Raw genomic sequence first — 16,994 nt, 5'->3', positions numbered from 1 at the left:
AGGCAGCTCAGTGGAACTGTTCTTCTTCGGTCGAACGGTCAGCGCCTTCACGCTGGACGAGCCGCCCTGGATCACCGTGGTCACGTCGTCGAAGTAGCCGGCGCCGACTTCCTGCTGGTGCGACACGAAGGTGTAGCCCTTGTCGCGTGCGGCGAACTCGGGTTCCTGCACCATGTTCACGTAGTGCTTCATGCCTTCGCCGTTGGCATACGCGTGGGCGAACTGGAAGGTGTTGAACCAGTTGATGTGAATGCCGGCCAGCGTGATGAACTGGTACTTGTAGCCCAGCGCCGACAGGTCTTCCTGGAACGAGGCGATCTGCTTGTCGTCCAGGTTCTTCTTCCAGTTGAACGACGGCGAGCAGTTGTACGACAGCAGCTTGCCGGGGCAGGCGGCGTGCACGGCTTGCGCGAATTCACGGGCGAAGCCGATGTCCGGCACGCCGGTTTCGCACCACACCAGGTCGGCGTACGGGGCGTAGGCGACGCCGCGGCTGATGGCTTGCTCCAGGCCGTTCTTGACGCGGTAGAAGCCTTCTTGCGTGCGCTCGCCGGTCAGGAAAGGCTTGTCGTTGGCGTCGTGGTCGGACGTGATCAGGTTTGCGGCTTCCGCATCGGTGCGGGCCAGGACGATGGTCGACACGCCCATGACGTCGGCGGCGAAACGCGCCGAGATCAGCTTCTCGCAGGCTTCCTGCGTCGGCACGAGCACCTTGCCGCCCATGTGGCCGCACTTCTTGACGGCCGCCAGCTGGTCTTCGAAGTGCACGCCGGCAGCGCCCGACGCGATCATGTTCTTCATCAGCTCGAAAGCGTTCAGCACGCCGCCGAAGCCGGCTTCAGCGTCCGCGACGATCGGCAGGAAGTAGTCGATGAATTCCTTGTCGCCCGGGTTGATGCCGCGGCCCCACTGGATTTCGTCGGCGCGCTTGAAGGTGTTGTTGATGCGACGGACCATCGTCGGCACCGAGTCGTAGGCGTACAACGACTGGTCGGGGTACATCGTTTCCGAGGTGTTGCCGTCGGCGGCGACTTGCCAGCCCGACAGGTACACGGCTTCGAGGCCAGCCTTGGCTTGCTGCATGGCTTGGCCAGCAGAGATCGCGCCGAACGCGTTCACGTAACCCTTCTTGGCACCGCCGTTGATCTTGGCCCAGAGCTTTTCAGCGCCGCGCTTGGCCAGCGTGTGCTCGATGGGGAGCGAACCACGCAGGCGAACCACGTCGGCTGCGCTGTAGCCGCGCTTCACGCCCTTCCAGCGCGGGTTGGTGGCCCAGTCCTTTTCGAGGGCGGCAATTTGCTGTTCGCGGCTCAGTTGTTCGTTCAGGGTCTGGGGCATGGTCACTCCGTGAGGTTGATTGAAGGTTGGCGTTGCGGCCGTGGGGTTACTGTAATCCGATTGCGGACTCTTATGTCTTATAGAAGACATATTTTTGAACCAACAAAATCAACAACTTACGGAGATATTTCTCAATGAGAAATTATTTTTCTCATATCGAGAAAAAATATTGCGGCGCAGCAGTTTGAATTTTCGCGATGCGGAATCACTCTTTCGGTTGTGAAAACCACGCCTATCCCGCGGCGCCCGCCGCATGCGCGATCCAGTCGCCGCTGTCGATCACTTGGCGGCCCGCGATGCGCGTCGGATGGATCTCGTAGACCAGGCAGTCGATCGATTGCGCGCCCACCGCCACGCGCACGCGGCGCCGGATGTACTCGCCCGAATCGTCGTCCGCCACTTCCTCGAGCCGGTCGAGTTCGCGCTCGACCTCCGGTGCGACGCGATAGACCTCGCCCTTCACGCGCCCTTCTCCGCCGAGCACCACGCCCGGGTACGCACCCAGGTCGTACAGCGTGCCGGCGATGAAGGCCTCGCCGACGAACACCGGCGCCGGCCGGTAGCGCGCGATGTCGTTGCGCCCGCCGCGCCGCAGCGTGCCGTAGACAAGAACGTGGGGCATCATCGAATCCATCCGATCAACAACCAGCGCCCAGTCTATTGAATCCCGCCGCTTCCACCTCCGGCCGCCTCGTGGCCTACGGCTGCCTGGCCTTGAGCATGTCGCTCGTCGGCATCTACGTCGCCCTCTCCAAGCCGCTGGTGGCAGCCTTCCCGGTGCTGCTGCTGGCTTGGCTGCGTTTCGGCATCGCGGCGCTCGCCATGCCGCATTGGCTCCAACCCACGCCCGACGAGCCGCCCATGAGCGCGCGCACGCGCGGGCTCGTGTTCCTCGAGTCCTTCCTCGGCAACTTCCTGTTCTCGATCTGCATGCTGTTCGGCGTGAGCCTCACCAGCGCGGTCTCGGCGGGCGTGATCATGGCGTCGATCCCCGCGGTGGTCGCGGTGGCCAGCTGGCTCTTCCTGCGCGAGCGCATCACGGTGCGCATCGGCCTGGCCATTGCCTGCGCGGCACTGGGCATCGGCCTGCTCGCGTTCACGCCGACGCATGCACCGACCGCCACCGGCAGCGCGGCCGGTGCGCCGTCGATGCCCTGGCTGGGCAACCTGCTCGTGTTCTGCGCAGTGCTCTGCGAGGCCGCCTACGCGGTGATCGGCAAGTCGCTCACCGGCAAGCTGGGGCCCAAGCGCATCGCCTCGCTCATCAACCTGTGGGGCTTCGTGCTGTCGATGCCCTTCGGCATCTGGTTCGCGCTGCAGTTCGACTTCACCGCCGTGCGCTTCGGCACCTGGGCACTGCTCGTGGCCTACGCACTGGCCGCCAGCATCTGGACCGTGTGGCTGTGGATGACCGGACTTCGCCACGTACCAGCGGCACAAGCGGGTGTCTTCACTGTCTTGCTGCCCGTCAGTGCGGCCCTCGTGGGCGTGCTCGTGCTCGGGGAAAACCTCACTTCGCCGCAGCTGCTTGCGTTCGCGATCGCCCTCGTGGGCGTGGTGCTGGCGACGTGGCCGGGGCGACGAACGTGAACAACGTCCCTTCTCCCCTCTGAAAAAACAACAGCTCCCAATGAAAAAAGCGCTTTTTCCCTTGGAAACGCGTTTTTTCTCATTTAGCATCCGCATTGCCACTGGAGACGCAAGTTTTTCATTGGTGAACGTTCAACCAAAAAAGGAAATCAACCATGGCAACTGCAAAGAAGGCTCCGGCCAAGAAAGCTCCGGCAAAGAAGGCCGCTCCCGCAAAGAAGGCTGCGGCTCCTGCAAAGAAGGCCGCTCCGGCCAAGAAGGCAGCGGCGCCCGCCAAGAAGGCTGCGGCTCCTGCAAAGAAGGCTGCACCGGCGAAGAAGGCTGCTCCTGCAAAGAAGGCTGCTCCCGCCAAGAAGCGCACTCCCAACGCTGCGTTCATGAAGGCCCTGACCCCCAGCCCGGCTCTGGCCGCTGTGGTCGGTTCGACGCCTCTGCCGCGCACCGCTGTGGTGAGCAAGCTGTGGGACTACATCAAGAAGAACAACCTGCAAGACAAGGCCAACAAGCGCAACATCAACGCCGACGCCAAGCTGAAGGAAATCTTCGGCAAGGCCCAGGTTTCGATGTTCGAACTGGCTGCGCTGATTGGCAAGCACGTCAAGTAAGCGTTCGGGGGCCTCGTGCTCCTGAGTCAAAAAGCCCGCGTCATGCGGGCTTTTTTTTCGCCTGCAGCAAGCCGCCACCCGCTTCGAAGAAACGCGCAGGCGTGCAGCCGAAGTGCTTGCGGAAGGCCTCGATGAAGGCGCTCACCGAGCTGTAGCCCACCGTCAGCGCCACCGCCGTCACCGGCTCGCGCAGGCTCAGCAACTCCACGGCCTTCAGCAAACGCGCCTGCTGGCGCCATTGCGTGAAGCTCAGCCCGGTCTCGACAGCGAAGCGACGCGTGAGCGTGCGACGGGCCATGCCGATGCGATCCGCCCAGTCGTCGATGCCGTCGGCCAGCGCCGGATCGTCTGCCAGCGCACGCGCCATCGCCACCAACCGCGGGTCCTGCGGCATGGGCAGGTGCAGCGACTCGCGCCCACCGGCCGCCAGTTCGTCGACCAGCACGCCTACCAATCGCGCGCGGCGGGGCTCCTGCAGTGCGTCGGATGGGTCCAGCGACATCAGCCGCGTCACCAGCTCCCGCACCAGCGGCGTGGCGGCAAAGACATGCGGCCCCTCCGGCAAGGCCTGCGCAACCGACGCATCGATGTGCAGGTGCCATCCCGCCGTGGCACCAAAGCTCTGCGCGGCATGGGCGCAGCGCGGCGCGATCCAGCCAATCCATCCCGGCGGCTGCACCCAGCGCCCTGCGGGCGTCTCGATGACCTGCAGGCCCTCACGCAGCGCGAACAGCTGGCCAGTCTCGTGCGCGTGATAGCCCGTGACGCGCGGTGCTTCGTGCGCGTAGCGCCAGAGCGTCGCGGGCGACTCAACCGCCATGACTGGCCCGCGGGCGGTATCGATTGGCCCCGCGCCGCAAGCCGAGCAGCGCTCCGCCGCCTAGCATTGGACGCATCTCCACCAAGGAACAGCCATGAAAGCGCAAGACATCATTCCCGACGGACAGGACTTCACCTTCATCGACGGCCATACCGTGCGCAAGGGTTCGGTCGGCGCCTTCCTCGCCAATGCGCGCGTGCTCGAGGACCCGAACGCCACGGCCGACGAACGCCGCGTCGCCCGCGACGACCTCGCGGGGCTGATTCCCACGCTCGACGCGCTCGGCCTGTTCGACGTCTTCGAACTGCGCTCGCCCGCGCTGCGCGACGAGGTGGCCCGCCATCGCGTGACGCTCAGCCCTGCGCCTGCTGCTTCGCCGCGCGCGTGATCGACGCCAGCGTGCCGCGCGTAGTGATCACTTCGGGGTCGAGCGGGATCTCGATCAGCGTGCCGGTGTCGGCCGCCAGCGCGCGCAGCAGCGCGGCCTCGAACTGCGCCGTCTCGGTGACGCGCTCGGCCGCGTAGCCGTAGGCGCGCGCCAGGGCGCAGAAGTCGGGGTTGCGCAGCGCGGTGCCGCTGGTGCGCTCGGGGTACTCGCGCTCCTGGTGCATGCGGATCGTGCCGAACATGCCGTTGTTGAGCAGCACGACGATGCTCTTGCCGCCGTGCTGCGAGGCCGTTGCCAGCTCCTGCCCGTTCATCAAAAAGTCGCCGTCGCCCGCGATGGTGAAGGCCACGCGCCCGGTGGCAATGCTCGCGGCAATGCCCGCCGGCACGCCGTAGCCCATCGCCCCGCTGGTGGGTGCCAGCTGCGTCTTGGCGCCCTTGGCGAGCCCGTGGTAGCGGAAGTAGCGGTGCACCCAGCTCGCGAAGTTGCCGGCGCCGTTGGTGATGGCCGCATCCGCCGGCAGGTGCTTCTGCAGCAGCGCCACCACGGCCGCCATGTCGACCGCACCGCGCGGCGTCTCGGCCGGCATGCCGGCGAGCGCCTGCGGCTGCAGCCAGGCTTCGTAGTCGGCGTGCAGCTGCTGCGTCCAGGCTTCCCACGGCAGCGAGGGCGGCGCGCTCAGCACCTCGAGGCTGCGCGCCGCGGCGCTCATGCCGGCGTTGATCGCCAGGTCGGCCTGGTAGACGCGGTTCAGCTCCTCGGCGCTCGCATGGATGTGCACCAGCGTCTGCTTCGCCTTCGGCGCTTCGAGCAGCGTGTAGCCGCCGGTCGTCATCTCGCCCAGGCGCGGGCCGATGGCCAGGACCAGGTCGGCGTCCTTCACGTGCTGCGCGAGCTTCGGGTTGATGGCGATGCCGACGTCGCCCGCGTACTGCGGGTGGTGGTTGTCGAAGGTGTCCTGGAAGCGGAAGGCGTTTGCCACCGGCAGGCGCCAGTTCTCGGCGAAGCGCTGCAGCGCCTGCGCGGCCTGCGGCGTCCAGCCGCCACCACCGGCGATCAGCAGCGGGCGCTGCGACTTCAGCAGCAGCTCGCGCAGCGTGCGCAGCGCGCCCGGGTCGCTCCACGGCTGGACCGCCTCCACGCGCGCCAGCGGCCGTGCCGCCGTCTCGGTGCGCAGCATGTCCTCGGGCAGCACCAGCACGACCGGGCCCGGCCGGCCGTTCATCGCGGTGGCGAAGGCGCGCGCGATGTACTCGGGAATGCGGTCGGCGTCGTCGATGCGCTCCACGCGCTTGGCAAAGCCCTTGGTGCTCGGCCCGAAGAAGCTGGCGTAGTCCACCTCCTGGAAGGCCTCGCGGTCGCGGAAGTCGCCGCCGACGTCGCCCACGAACAGCACCATCGGCGTCGAATCCTGGAACGCGTTGTGCACGCCGATCGAGGCGTTGGTCGCGCCCGGCCCGCGCGTCACGAAGCACACGCCCGGGCGCCCGGTGAGCTTGCCGTGCGCCTCTGCCATGAAGGCTGCGCCGCCCTCCTGCCGGTTCACCACGAAGCGTGCGCGGTCGCGGTAGGCATGGAAGCCATCGAGCACCGCCAGGAAGCTCTCGCCCGGCACGCCGAAGGCGAGTTGCATGCCCTGTTCGACCAGGCACTCGACGATCAGGTGGCCCGCGGGTTGTGATGTACTCATGGAAAGTTCGAACCTCAGTTGCAAATGTCTCCGGCGATTATGTGTGCCTGCCTTCCACGCCTTGTCTTAATTCCCCAATTGGTTAAATTCGCGTCATGAAGGCCCCCAAGGACTCTTTGCCCGAAACGCTCGAGCCGCGCTCGCGCGACGCCGACCGCTCGCAGCTGGCCATCCTCGCGTCGGCGCGCGACGAGTTCGCCGCACGCGGCTTGGCCGGTGCGCGCATGGACAGCATCGCCGAGCGCGCGGGCCTGAACAAGCGCCTCATCTACTACTACTTCGGCAGCAAGGACGACCTGTTCCTGGCCGTGCTGGAGCGCGTGTACGCCGACATCCGCGCCGCCGAGCAGCGCCTGCACCTGGACGAGATCGAGCCCGTCGAGGCGATCCGCCAGCTGGTGTCGTTCACCTGGCACTACTACCTGGAGCATCCCGAGTTCATCACGCTGCTCAATAGCGAGAACCTGCACGGCGCGGCGCACCTGAAGCGCTCCGACCGCATCCAGGAGATGAACTCGCCGCTGGTGCAGCTGCTCGACACCGTGCTGGAGCGCGGCAAGAAGGACAACCTCTTTCGCGCCGGCGTCGACCCCGTGCAGCTGTACATCTCGATCGCCTCGCTGTGCTACTTCTACCTCTCGAACAACCACACGCTGTCGGCCATCTTCGGGCGTGACCTGCGTGCCCCCAAGGCGATGGCGCAACGCCTCTCGCACATGACCGACCTGGTCCTGGGCTACGTCCTGCACTGAGCCTTCGGGCGCTGCAGGCGCCCTTTTCCACGCCTCCGGGTTTTCACCAAGCAGCGTCGGTTGACGCTGCGGCGCAGCCGTTCCTACAATTCATTAATTCACTCAATGGTGAATTGATGACTCAAGAACTGCGGCCCGACCGCGCGGAGACAACCTTGAAGCAACTTGCACGCACCACCCTCCTGGCCTCGCTGACCTGCCTGGCCGCCCTGCTGCCGGGTCTGGCGGCCGCGCAGAACGGCTACCCCACCAAGCCGATCCGCGTGATCGTTCCGTTCGCCGCCGGCAGCACGACGGACATCATTGCCCGCGCCATCGCCGACAAGATGGGCACCAGCATGGGCCAGGCGCTGATCATCGAGAACCGCGGCGGCGCCAGCGGCACCATCGGCCAGCAGGCGGTGGCCACGGCCGCACCCGATGGCTACACGGTCATGATCCATTCGTCGTCGCACACGGTGAGCCCCTCGACCTTCGCCAAGCTGCCCTTCGACACGGTGCACGACTTCGCGGGCGTCACGCCGATCTCGTCGCTGCCCAACGCGCTGGTCATCTCGCCCAGCAAGAACATCAAGACCCTGCCGCAGCTGCTGGCCGCCGCGCGCGCCAAGCCCGGCAGCATGAACTTCGCCTCGGCCGGCCAGGGCAGCGCCACGCACCTGAACGCCGAGAAGTTCAAGATGGCCGCGAAGATCGACGCGACCAACATCCCGTTCAAGGGATCGGGCGAAGCCGTCACCGAGGTGCTCTCGGGCCGCGTCGACTACTACTTCTCGCCCATCGCGCCCGTCATCGGCCAGATCAAAGAGGGCCAGCTGCTCGCACTGGCCGTGGGCTCGCCCAAGCGCGCCGCCGCCCTGCCCGACGTGCCCACCACCACCGAGGCCGGCGTGCCCGGCTCCGAGTTCAACTTCTGGATCGGCATGATGGCGCCCGCCAAGACGCCGCGCGACGTCGTCAACCGCCTGCACGACGAAGTGGTCAAGGCCCTGGCCACGCCCGAGGTGAAGGAGCGTTTCCTCAAGCTGGGCGCCGATGCCTGGACGCTCAAGCCCGAGCAGTTCGACGCCTACATCAAGGACGAGATCACCAGCAACGCGCAGCTCGTGAAGGCCGCCGGCCTCGCGGTCCAGCAGTAACAGCAGACACGCCGAGGTCTCGCGCCGCGTCGTGCACGCGGGGCAGCCCGGCCTGCCCCCGGCGTTGCCACGCGCCACGCCGATCGAAGCCCCTTTCTCTTTTCCCCTGCATCTCCCCAAGGAACCCACGATGGCCATCCAACGTCTCGGAATCATCATGCACGGCGTCACCGGACGCATGGGCATGAACCAGCACCTGATCCGCTCCATCTGCGCCATCCGCGCCCAGGGCGGCGTGACGCTGTCGAACGGCGACAAGGTCATGCCCGACCCGATCCTCATCGGCCGCAACGCCGAGAAGATGGAAGCGCTCGCCAAGGCACACAACATCCCGCGCTGGGGCACCGACCTCGACAAGGCGCTGGAAAACAAGGACGACACCATCTTCTTCGACGCCGGCACCACGCAGATGCGCCCCACGCTGCTGGCCAAGGCCATCCGCGCCGGCAAGCACGTCTACTGCGAGAAGCCCATTGCCACCAACCTCAACGAGGCTGTCGAGATCGCCCGCCTGGCCGAGGAAGCCTCGAAGACCAAGGGCCTGAAGCACGGCGCCGTGCAGGACAAGCTCTTCCTGCCCGGCCTGCGCAAGCTCGACATGCTGCGCCGCGCCGGCTTTTTCGGCCGCATGCTCAGCGTGCGCCTGGAGTTCGGCTACTGGGTGTTCGAGGGCGACCTGCAGCCCATCCAGCGCCCGAGCTGGAACTACCGCAAGGAAGACGGCGGCGGCATGATCCTGGACATGATGTGCCACTGGCGCTACGTGCTGGACAACCTGTTCGGCGAGGTGAAGTCGGTGTCGTGCATCGGCGCCACCCACATCCCCACGCGCTGGGACGAAGCCGGCAAGCCCTACGAGGCCACCGCCGACGACGCGGCCTACGCCACCTGCGAACTCACGGGCCACAACGGCGAGCCGGTGATCGCGCAGCTCAACATGAGCTGGGCCACGCGCGTGCGCCGCGACGACCTCGTGACCTTCCACGTCGACGGCACCGACGGCTCGGCCGTGGCGGGCCTGTCGAGCTGCCGCGCCCAGTCGCGCGTGGCCACGCCGCGCCCGGTGTGGAACCCCGACGAGAAGCAGACCATGAACTTCTTCGACCAGTGGCAGGAAATTCCGGACTCGCAGGTCTACGACAACGGCTTCAAGATCCAGTGGGAACACTTCATCCGCCACGTGGTGGAAGACGCGCCCTACAAGTGGACGCTGCCCGAAGGCGCCAAGGGCGTGCAGCTGGTCGAAGCCGCGCTCGCGTCCTGGCAGGAGCGCCGCTGGATCGACGTGCCCACGCTGAAGGTTTGAGGAAGAAGAAGACAAAGCCATGGCCCTGTCGCTGACCCTCCCCACCGCGAGCGGCGCGCTCGCGCCCTACGCCCTGCGCGGCACCGCGCCGGTGAAGCCCGATACAGGCGTCAAGTTCAACCGCATCGCCTACTCGGCCGCGCACGTCGTGGCCGACCCGCTGGCCGCCATCGATCCGTGGCTGCAATGCGCGGTCGACTGGGACACCACCATCGCCTACCGCCGCCACCTGTTCTCCCTGGGCCTGGGCGTGGCCGAGGCGATGGACACCGCGCAGCGCGGGATGGGCCTCGACTGGCCCACGTCGCTCGAACTGATCCGCCGCTCGCTCGATGCCGCGAAGGACGTGCCCGGCGCGCTCGTCGCCTCGGGCTGCGGCACCGACCACCTCAACATCGACGACGTGAAGAGCGTCGACGACGTGATCCGCGGCTACGAGGAGCAGATGGCCGCCATCGAGGCGCTCGGCGGCAAGCTGATCGTGATGGCCAGCCGCGCGCTGGCCCGCGTGGCCAAGAGCCCCGCCGACTACGAGCGCGTGTACGACCGCATCCTGAGCCAGGCGAAGCAACCCGTGGTGCTGCATTGGCTGGGCGACATGTTCGACCCGGCGCTCGCGGGCTACTGGGGCACCAAGGATGTCGATGCGGCGATGGACACCGCCGTGGGCATCATCGCGGCGCATCCAGAGAAGGTCGACGGCATCAAGATTTCTTTGCTCGACAAGGACAAGGAAATCGCCATGCGCCGCCGCCTGCCGAAGGGCGTTCGCATGTACACGGGGGACGACTTCAACTACGCCGAGCTGATCGCCGGCGACGGCTTCGGCAGCGAGCCGACGCATGGCAAGAGCGATGCGCTGCTGGGCATCTTCGACGCCATCGCGCCCGCCGCGAGTGCCGCGCTGGGCGCACTGGCGCAAGGCAACACCGAGAAGTTCCACGCGATCCTCGGCCCCACGGTGCCGCTGTCGCGCCACATCTTCGCGGCGCCCACGCGCTTCTACAAGACGGGCGTGGTGTTCATGGCCTGGCTCAACGGCCACCAGAAGCACTTCACGATGGTGGGCGGGCAGCAGAGCACGCGCTCGCTGCAGCACTTCGCAGAGCTGTTCCGTCTCGCGGATGCGGCCAACCTGCTGGAGCAGCCCGAGCTCGCGGTGCGGCGCATGAAGACGTTGCTGGCGCTGCACGGCGTGGAAGGCTGATGGCGACCATGCGCGACTTTTCGCAGAACCACGACTGGCTGTCGATCAACACGGCGACCATCCGCAAGCAGTCGGGCGCCGAGGTGCCGCTGGACCGCCTCATCGACCAGTGCGCCGAACGCGGCATCCGCGCCATCAGCCCGTGGCGCGACCAGGTCGCGGCCCTCGGGCTCGACAAGGTGGCCAGGCAATTGAAGGCGCACGGCATCGGCCTCTCGGGCTACTGCCGGGGCGGCTTCTTTCCGGCGCCCGATGCGGCCGGCCTGAAGGCCGCACTCGACGACAACCGCCGCGCCATCGACGAAGCGAAGACGCTCGACGCGCCCTGCCTCGTGCTGGTCGTCGGCGCCCTGCCCGGCGCGCTCGACGGCAAGGCCGCATACAAGGACATCGCCCGCGCGCGCAGCGAAGTGCGCGACGGCATCGCCGCCTCGCTCGACTACGCGCGCGAGGTCGGCATGCCACTGGCCATCGAGCCCCTGCACCCGATGCAAGCGGCCGACCGCGCCTGCATCAACACGCTCGAGCATGCGCTCGACCTGTGCGACGAACTCGATGCGGGCAAGATCGGCATGCTCGGCGTGGCGCTCGACATCTACCACGTGTGGTGGGACCCGAAGCTGCAGCAACAGATCGCCCGCGCCGGTCGCGAGCGGCTGCTGGCGTACCACGTCTGCGACTGGCTCACGCCGACGCGCGACCTGCTCTCCGATCGCGGGATGATGGGTGACGGCGTTGTCGAGCTGAAGAAGATCCGCGGCTGGGTCGAGGACGCGGGGTTTGCGGGGTTCAGCGAGGTCGAGATCTTTTCGAACCTGGACTGGTGGCAACGGACTGGGGCCGAGACGCTCGACGTCTGCATCGAACGACACCGCAGCGCGGTCTGATCGATCCGGCCGAAGCGAAAGGCAGCCGCTTGTGCTGCAATCCGCCCCATGGCTGACCCCACCCTCGACGACCTGCGCCGCTACGCCGTCGCGCGCACCCTCTTCACGCCGACGACGCTGCCGGCCGCCATCCGCAAGCTCGGCTTCGTGCAGGCCGACCCGATCCGTGCGCCGGCGCGGGCGCAAGACCTCACGCTGCGCCACCGCGTGAAGGACTACCGCGCAGGCGATCTCGAAAGCCGCTACGCGCGGCTCGCGATCGAGGAAGACTGCCTCGTCAACTACGGCTTCCTGCCGCGCGAACACCTGGCGCTGATGCATCCGCGCGAGGCCAAGAAAGCCTGGGACGCCGACACGCGCCGCAAGGCCGCCGACGTGCTGGCCTATGTGCGCGAGCACGGTCCGGTGCATCCGCGCCAGGTCGAGCAGCACTTCGCGCACGGCCGCATCCAGAACTACTGGGGCGGTTCCAGCAACGCCACCACGCACCTGCTCGACGGCATGCACTACCGGGGCCTGCTGCGCGTGGTGCGGCGCGACAGCGGCACGCGGGTCTACGAAGCGGTGAGCCATCCGCCCGTCGACGACACCCCCGCCGGGCGCGCGCAGCGTGCGGCGGCGCTCATCGAACTGGTGGTACGCAAGTACGCGCCGCTGCCGGCCACGAGCCTGACCTACCTCGTGCGCCTGCTCGGCTATGGCGCACCGCACCTGGCCGCACAGACGCAGGCGGCGCTGCGGCTGGCGCGCGAGGAGCTGGCCAGTTGCCGCATCGACGGCACGACCTGGTACTGGCCCGCCGACGAGAACCCCGCCTCGCGCCGCCATGCACCCGACGACGCTGTGCGCCTGCTCGCGCCCTTCGACCCGGTGGTGTGGGACCGCCGCCGCTTCGAGCTGCTGTGGGGCTGGACGTACAAGTTCGAGGCCTACACGCCCGCGCCGAAACGGCAGTTCGGCTACTACGCGCTGCCGATGCTGTGGCACGACCGCGTGATCGGGTGGGCCAACGTGAGTGCGTCGGAAGGTCGGTTGCAGCCGGCCTTCGGCTACGCCGACGCGAAGAAGCCGCACGGCGCGGCCTTCCGCGCGGGCCTCGACGAAGAACTGCACCGCATGACGCAGTTCCTCGCAGGCCGCTGACGCGGCCTTTTATAATCGCCCGCCTCAGCCAGCCGCCCGCGCCCGCCGCGAGCCCGCCAGCCGTCTTCGAAGGAACGAAGACGCAGCAGCCCGAGCGACGACACATCCCGTCGTCGCCCCCGGCCACTGCCCCCACGACGCCGTAGACACACAACACCAGCCGGATGCGCTTTCCTTTCGGAATGCGCCACGGCACGCGCTCGTTCGTTTCCGTTTTTTTCGATCGCACCCGAGAAGCCATGGCGCGCCTGACCGCGCCGCAGCCACTCCCCCGCCCTAGACACGTCCGACGCAGGACACAGGAGAAGCTGCACATGACACTCAAGAATCGTCGCCCCGGAACGCCGCGCACGCGGCGGGGCTATGCCACGCTCGCGGTCACCGCCGTGGCGCTCGCCGCCAGCGCACACGCCCACGCGCAAGAAGCCGCTGCTGCCGAAACGCGGCAGGCACTGCCCACAGTCACCGTCTCGGGCGATGCCGGCGAGACCGCCACCGGCCCCGTGACGGGCTTCGTCGCCAGGCGCGGCAGCACGGCCACCAAGACCGACACGCCGCTGATCGAGACGCCGCAGGCCATCTCGGTCGTCACGCGCGACCAGATCGAAGCCCAGGGCGCGCTCACCCTGCGCGAGACCACCAACTACACGGCCGGCGTGGTGTCGAGCTACTTCGACAGCCGCGTGATTCGTTCAAGGCCCGCGGTGGCGACGCCGTGCAGTACCTCGACGGCCTGCAACGCACCTACGGCACCTACAACGCCAGCCGGCCCGACCCGTACATGCTGGAGCGCGTGGAGCTGCTGCGCGGCCCGTCGTCGGTGCTCTACGGCCAGGGCGGCATCGGCGGCGTGCTCAACCTCGTGTCGAAGCGCCCGCAGGCCGAGACGCAGCGCGAGGTGCAGCTGCAGCTGGGCAACAACGCGCGCAAGCAGATCGCCGCCGATTTCACCGGCTCGCTCGACCCCGAGAGCAAGTGGATGTACCGCCTCGTGGCCGTGAGCCGCGACAGCGGCACGCAGGTCGACCACGTGTCGGACGACCGCATCGCGATCGCCCCCTCGCTCACCTGGCGCCCGAACGCCGACACCTCGCTCACGCTGCAGGCGTCCTACCAGAAGGACAAGAGCGGCTCGCTGATCGGCTTCTTCCCTTGGCAGGGCACGCTGCTGCCCTCGCTGTACGGCCGCATCCCGACCTCGACCTTCACCGGCGAGCCGGGCTTCGACCGTTTCGACACGCGCAGCACCTCGCTGGGCTACCTGTTCAGCCACCGCCTCAACGACACCTGGACGGTGCGCCAGAACCTGCGCTCGACCGAGAGCAAGGTCTGGTACAACACCTCGTACACCAGCTTCACGGCCAACCGCCTCACGGGCCGTCCGGCGCGCCCGGTGTTCAACGCCGACCAGCGCACCATCGAACGCGACCTGAGCAGCGACATCAACGGCGGCAAGATGCTGCTGCTCGACAACCAGGCCGAAGCGCACTTCAAGACCGGCGAGGTCGAGCACACCCTGCTGCTGGGCGCCGACTTCCAGCGCAACACCACCTCCAAACTCTCGGGCCGCGGCCGTGCGGGCGCGCTCGACGTGTACGCGCCGGTGTACGGCAACTACACGGCGCCCACCAGCTTCACGCGCGCACCCGAGGTGGTGCAGAAGCAGGCGGGCCTGTACGTGCAGGACCAGGTCAAGTACGGCCGCTGGATCGGCCTGCTGGGCCTGCGCCACGACAAGGCCACCACCGACACCGAAGGCCGCCCCTCCGCGGCGGCCGACGGCAAGGCCACCACCAAGCGCGCCGGCCTGGTCTACCTGGCCGACGGCGGCTGGGCACCGTACCTGAGCTACGCCGAATCGTTCCTGCCGCTGGGCGGCGTCGACACGTCGAACAACCCCTTCAAGCCGCAGCGCGGCAAGCAGTGGGAAGCCGGCGTGAAGTGGGAGCCCGCGGGCCAGCGCACCTCGTTCCTGGCGGCCGTGTACGACCTGCGCGACACCAACCGCAAGACCCCCGACCCGACCAACCCGCTCAACAGCGTGCAGCTCGGCGAAGTGCACGTGAAGGGCCTGGAGCTCGAGTGCAAGGGCAGCATCGCGCGCGACTGGGACTGGATCGCCTCGTACGCCTACACCGACGCACGCGTGTCGAAGAGCAACGGCTCCGACCTGGGCAAGCGCATCTCGGGCGTGCCCAAGCACACGGCCTCGGCCTGGGTGACCAAGCGCTTCTCGATCGGCGGCCTGCACGGCTTCTCGGCCGGCGGCGGCGTGCGCTACCTGGGCAAGTCGTACGACGGCATGGACAGCAACCCCGCGCCCGCGGTCACGCTGTTCGACGCGATGTTCGCGTGGGACAACGGCCCGCTGCGCCTGGCGCTCAACGTGGCCAACCTGACCGACAAGGTGCAGATCACCACCTGCCTGGCGCGCGGCGACTGCTTCTACGGCCAGCGCCGTACCCTGACCGCGAGCGCGACGTACCGCTTCTGAAGCAAATCCCCGCGCGCTCGAAGGTCTGGCGCGCGGGCGACAACCGGCCCGGCGGCGTGCTTCTAGAATCGCGCCGTCGTCCGGTTCGCCGGACGGCAAGCGTTCTCAGGGCGGGGTGCAATTCCCCACCGGCGGTGATGGCAACGAAAGTTGCACAAGCCCGCGAGCGCCTCGGGCCTGCCACAGGTCCGAGGGTCAGCAGATTTCGGTGCGATTCCGAAGCCGACGGTCACAGTCCGGATGAAAGAGAGCGCGAAATGCGGGCATGCCCGCGCGCCTTGCTTTGCTCTTTTTTGGCAGACCGGCGCGCGAGCGGGCCTGTGGTTTCGTGCGCCCTGATTCAGGAAACCTGCTTTCAAGAGGCACACCATGAGTCAGATCAACGACCTTCCCCTTTCTGCCGTCACCGCGTCGGGTTCGCCGCGCGGCCAGCGCATCGCATTCGTCGAGGCGCAATGGCATTCCGACATCGTCCACCAGGCACGCGACGCCTTTCTCGAAGAGATGGCGCGGCTCGGCGTGGCGCGCGAGCTCATCGACATCTTCGATGTGCCCGGCGCCTTCGAGATTCCGCTGCACGCCAAGCGCCTGGCCAACTCGGGCAAGTACGCGGCCATCATCGGCTGCGCGCTGGTGGTGGACGGCGGCATCTACCGCCACGAGTTCGTCGCCAACACCGTCGTCAGCACGCTGATGTCGCTGCAGCTGGAGACCGACGTGCCGATCTTCTCGGCCGTGCTCACGCCGCACCACTTCCACGAGCACGTGGAGCACCGCAAGTACTTCCACCGCCACTTCGCAATCAAGGGCACGGAAGTGGCCGAGGCCTGCTTCAAGACGCTCGAGGCGCTGGACAAGGTCGACGCGCTGCTGGCCGCCTGAGCGGGTTGGCAAGAGGCGCAAGCCTGCAGTAACCTGCGCGGATGGCCTCTCCATCCGCCCCGGCGGTCGCAGCAGCAGCCGCCGACCGCTACACCCTCTATGGGGCGCCCGGCTCGGGCGCCACGCCCATCCATGCCGCGCTGACGCTGATCGGCGCGCAGGTCGACACGGTCGACATCGCCCCCTGGGAGGGCGAGTCCGAGCGCGAGCGGCTGACCGGCGTCAACCCGATGCAGCAGGTGCCCGCGCTCGTGCTGCCTTCGGGCGAAGTCATGACCGAGAGCGCGGCCATCCTCATCTGGCTGGGCGACCGCTACCCCGAGGCCGGGCTCTGCCCCGCGCCCGGCGACCCGCGCCGCGCGCAGTACCTGCGCTGGATGGTCTACCTGCCGGCCTCGATCTATTCGATGTTCTGGGTGCGCGACGAGCCTTCGCGCCTCGCGGCCGATGCCGCCGCGCAGGCCGTGGTGCTCGAACGCACGGCCGCGCGCATCGCGCACTGCTGGCACCTCATGGACACGCAGATCGACGAACCGTCGCCCTACCTGCTCGGCGACAAGCTCAGCATGCTCGACCTGTACGTGACCGTGGTGTCGCGCTGGACGCCGACCCGCCGGCGCTTCTACCGCGTGGCGCCGCGCATGGCGCGCGTGGTGCGGCGCGTGGACGCCGACCCGCGGCTGGCGGCGTTCTGGTCGGCGCGCTTTCCGTTCTCGATGGATGCGGACGAAGAGACAAGCTGAGGCCTGTTCT

General features: G+C 67.7%; 14 protein-coding genes, 2 pseudogenes and 1 riboswitch. Of the genes and pseudogenes, 12 read left to right on the top strand and 4 right to left on the bottom strand.

Annotation, left to right across the window (positions count from 1 at the left end; all coding sequences use genetic code 11):
* Positions 1–7: 7 nt before the first annotated feature.
* Together aceA and ACAM52_RS06445 are read right to left on the bottom strand one after the other, a co-directional pair.
* Positions 8–1,338 (bottom strand): annotated as a pseudogene (aceA, locus tag ACAM52_RS06450) (isocitrate lyase).
* Positions 1,339–1,570: 232 nt separating this feature from the next.
* Complete coding sequence (locus ACAM52_RS06445) at positions 1,571–1,963, bottom strand: gamma-glutamylcyclotransferase (RefSeq protein WP_369646475.1); 393 nt, start codon at positions 1,961–1,963, stop codon at positions 1,571–1,573.
* 35 nt (positions 1,964–1,998) lie between these two features.
* On the opposite strand from ACAM52_RS06445, the gene ACAM52_RS06440 reads away from it, so the two are divergent.
* Together ACAM52_RS06440 and ACAM52_RS06435 are read left to right on the top strand one after the other, a co-directional pair.
* Complete coding sequence (locus ACAM52_RS06440; RefSeq protein ID WP_369646474.1) at positions 1,999–2,928, top strand: DMT family transporter; 930 nt, start codon at positions 1,999–2,001, stop codon at positions 2,926–2,928.
* 155 nt (positions 2,929–3,083) lie between these two features.
* Positions 3,084–3,533: an SWIB/MDM2 domain-containing protein gene (locus tag ACAM52_RS06435; protein WP_153283126.1), complete on the top strand. Its 450-nt coding sequence runs from the start codon at positions 3,084–3,086 to the stop codon at positions 3,531–3,533.
* 40 nt (positions 3,534–3,573) lie between these two features.
* Here the strand turns inward: ACAM52_RS06435 and ACAM52_RS06430 are convergent, their stop codons facing one another.
* The gene (locus ACAM52_RS06430) at positions 3,574–4,353 is read right to left on the bottom strand and encodes a helix-turn-helix transcriptional regulator (RefSeq protein ID WP_369646473.1); all 780 of its coding nucleotides are present in this window, start codon (positions 4,351–4,353) and stop codon (positions 3,574–3,576) included.
* A 94-nt stretch (positions 4,354–4,447) separates the two neighbouring features.
* Here ACAM52_RS06430 and ACAM52_RS06425 point away from each other — a divergent pair, with 94 nt between their 5' ends.
* Complete coding sequence (locus ACAM52_RS06425; protein ID WP_369646472.1) at positions 4,448–4,741, top strand: hypothetical protein; 294 nt, start codon at positions 4,448–4,450, stop codon at positions 4,739–4,741.
* Here ACAM52_RS06425 and ACAM52_RS06420 read toward each other — a convergent pair.
* A complete protein-coding gene (locus ACAM52_RS06420; protein ID WP_369646471.1) occupies positions 4,707–6,431 on the bottom strand; it encodes a thiamine pyrophosphate-binding protein in 1,725 nt (574 codons plus the stop codon). The genes ACAM52_RS06425 and ACAM52_RS06420 overlap by 35 nt on opposite strands.
* A gap of 95 nt (positions 6,432–6,526) precedes the next feature.
* On the opposite strand from ACAM52_RS06420, the gene ACAM52_RS06415 reads away from it, so the two are divergent.
* From ACAM52_RS06415 to ACAM52_RS06375, 9 genes and pseudogenes are all read left to right on the top strand, one after another.
* Positions 6,527–7,183 carry a TetR/AcrR family transcriptional regulator gene (locus ACAM52_RS06415; protein ID WP_095946946.1) on the top strand — a complete coding sequence of 219 codons (657 nt, stop codon included), beginning with the start codon at positions 6,527–6,529 and terminating at the stop codon, positions 7,181–7,183.
* 155 nt (positions 7,184–7,338) lie between these two features.
* Positions 7,339–8,322: a tripartite tricarboxylate transporter substrate binding protein gene (locus ACAM52_RS06410; RefSeq protein ID WP_139706941.1), complete on the top strand. Its 984-nt coding sequence runs from the start codon at positions 7,339–7,341 to the stop codon at positions 8,320–8,322.
* Between the two features lie 130 nt (positions 8,323–8,452).
* On the top strand, positions 8,453–9,628 hold the full coding sequence (locus tag ACAM52_RS06405) for a Gfo/Idh/MocA family protein (protein WP_369646470.1): 1,176 nt from the start codon (positions 8,453–8,455) through the stop codon (positions 9,626–9,628).
* Positions 9,629–9,647: 19 nt separating this feature from the next.
* Positions 9,648–10,835: a dihydrodipicolinate synthase family protein gene (locus ACAM52_RS06400; RefSeq protein WP_369646469.1), complete on the top strand. Its 1,188-nt coding sequence runs from the start codon at positions 9,648–9,650 to the stop codon at positions 10,833–10,835.
* An 8-nt stretch (positions 10,836–10,843) separates the two neighbouring features.
* On the top strand, positions 10,844–11,722 hold the full coding sequence (locus tag ACAM52_RS06395) for a sugar phosphate isomerase/epimerase family protein (protein ID WP_369647703.1): 879 nt from the start codon (positions 10,844–10,846) through the stop codon (positions 11,720–11,722).
* 48 nt (positions 11,723–11,770) lie between these two features.
* Positions 11,771–12,865: a crosslink repair DNA glycosylase YcaQ family protein gene (locus ACAM52_RS06390; protein WP_369646468.1), complete on the top strand. Its 1,095-nt coding sequence runs from the start codon at positions 11,771–11,773 to the stop codon at positions 12,863–12,865.
* A gap of 314 nt (positions 12,866–13,179) precedes the next feature.
* Positions 13,180–15,359: pseudogene (locus tag ACAM52_RS06385) on the top strand (TonB-dependent siderophore receptor).
* 97 nt (positions 15,360–15,456) lie between these two features.
* A riboswitch (FMN riboswitch) is annotated at positions 15,457–15,615 on the top strand.
* A gap of 113 nt (positions 15,616–15,728) precedes the next feature.
* Positions 15,729–16,241, top strand: a complete 513-nt coding sequence (locus ACAM52_RS06380) for a 6,7-dimethyl-8-ribityllumazine synthase (RefSeq protein WP_070061276.1) — start codon at positions 15,729–15,731, stop codon at positions 16,239–16,241.
* Positions 16,242–16,282: 41 nt separating this feature from the next.
* Positions 16,283–16,984 (top strand): glutathione S-transferase family protein, encoded by a 702-nt coding sequence (locus tag ACAM52_RS06375; RefSeq protein WP_369646467.1) that lies wholly within the window; start codon positions 16,283–16,285, stop codon positions 16,982–16,984.
* The last annotated feature ends 10 nt before the right edge of the window (positions 16,985–16,994 follow it).

Origin of the sequence: Variovorax sp. V118, from assembly GCF_041154445.1 — a bacterium.
Classification (GTDB): Bacteria; Pseudomonadota; Gammaproteobacteria; order Burkholderiales; family Burkholderiaceae_C; genus Variovorax; species Variovorax boronicumulans.
This window is presented reverse-complemented; position numbering and strand designations above follow the sequence as displayed.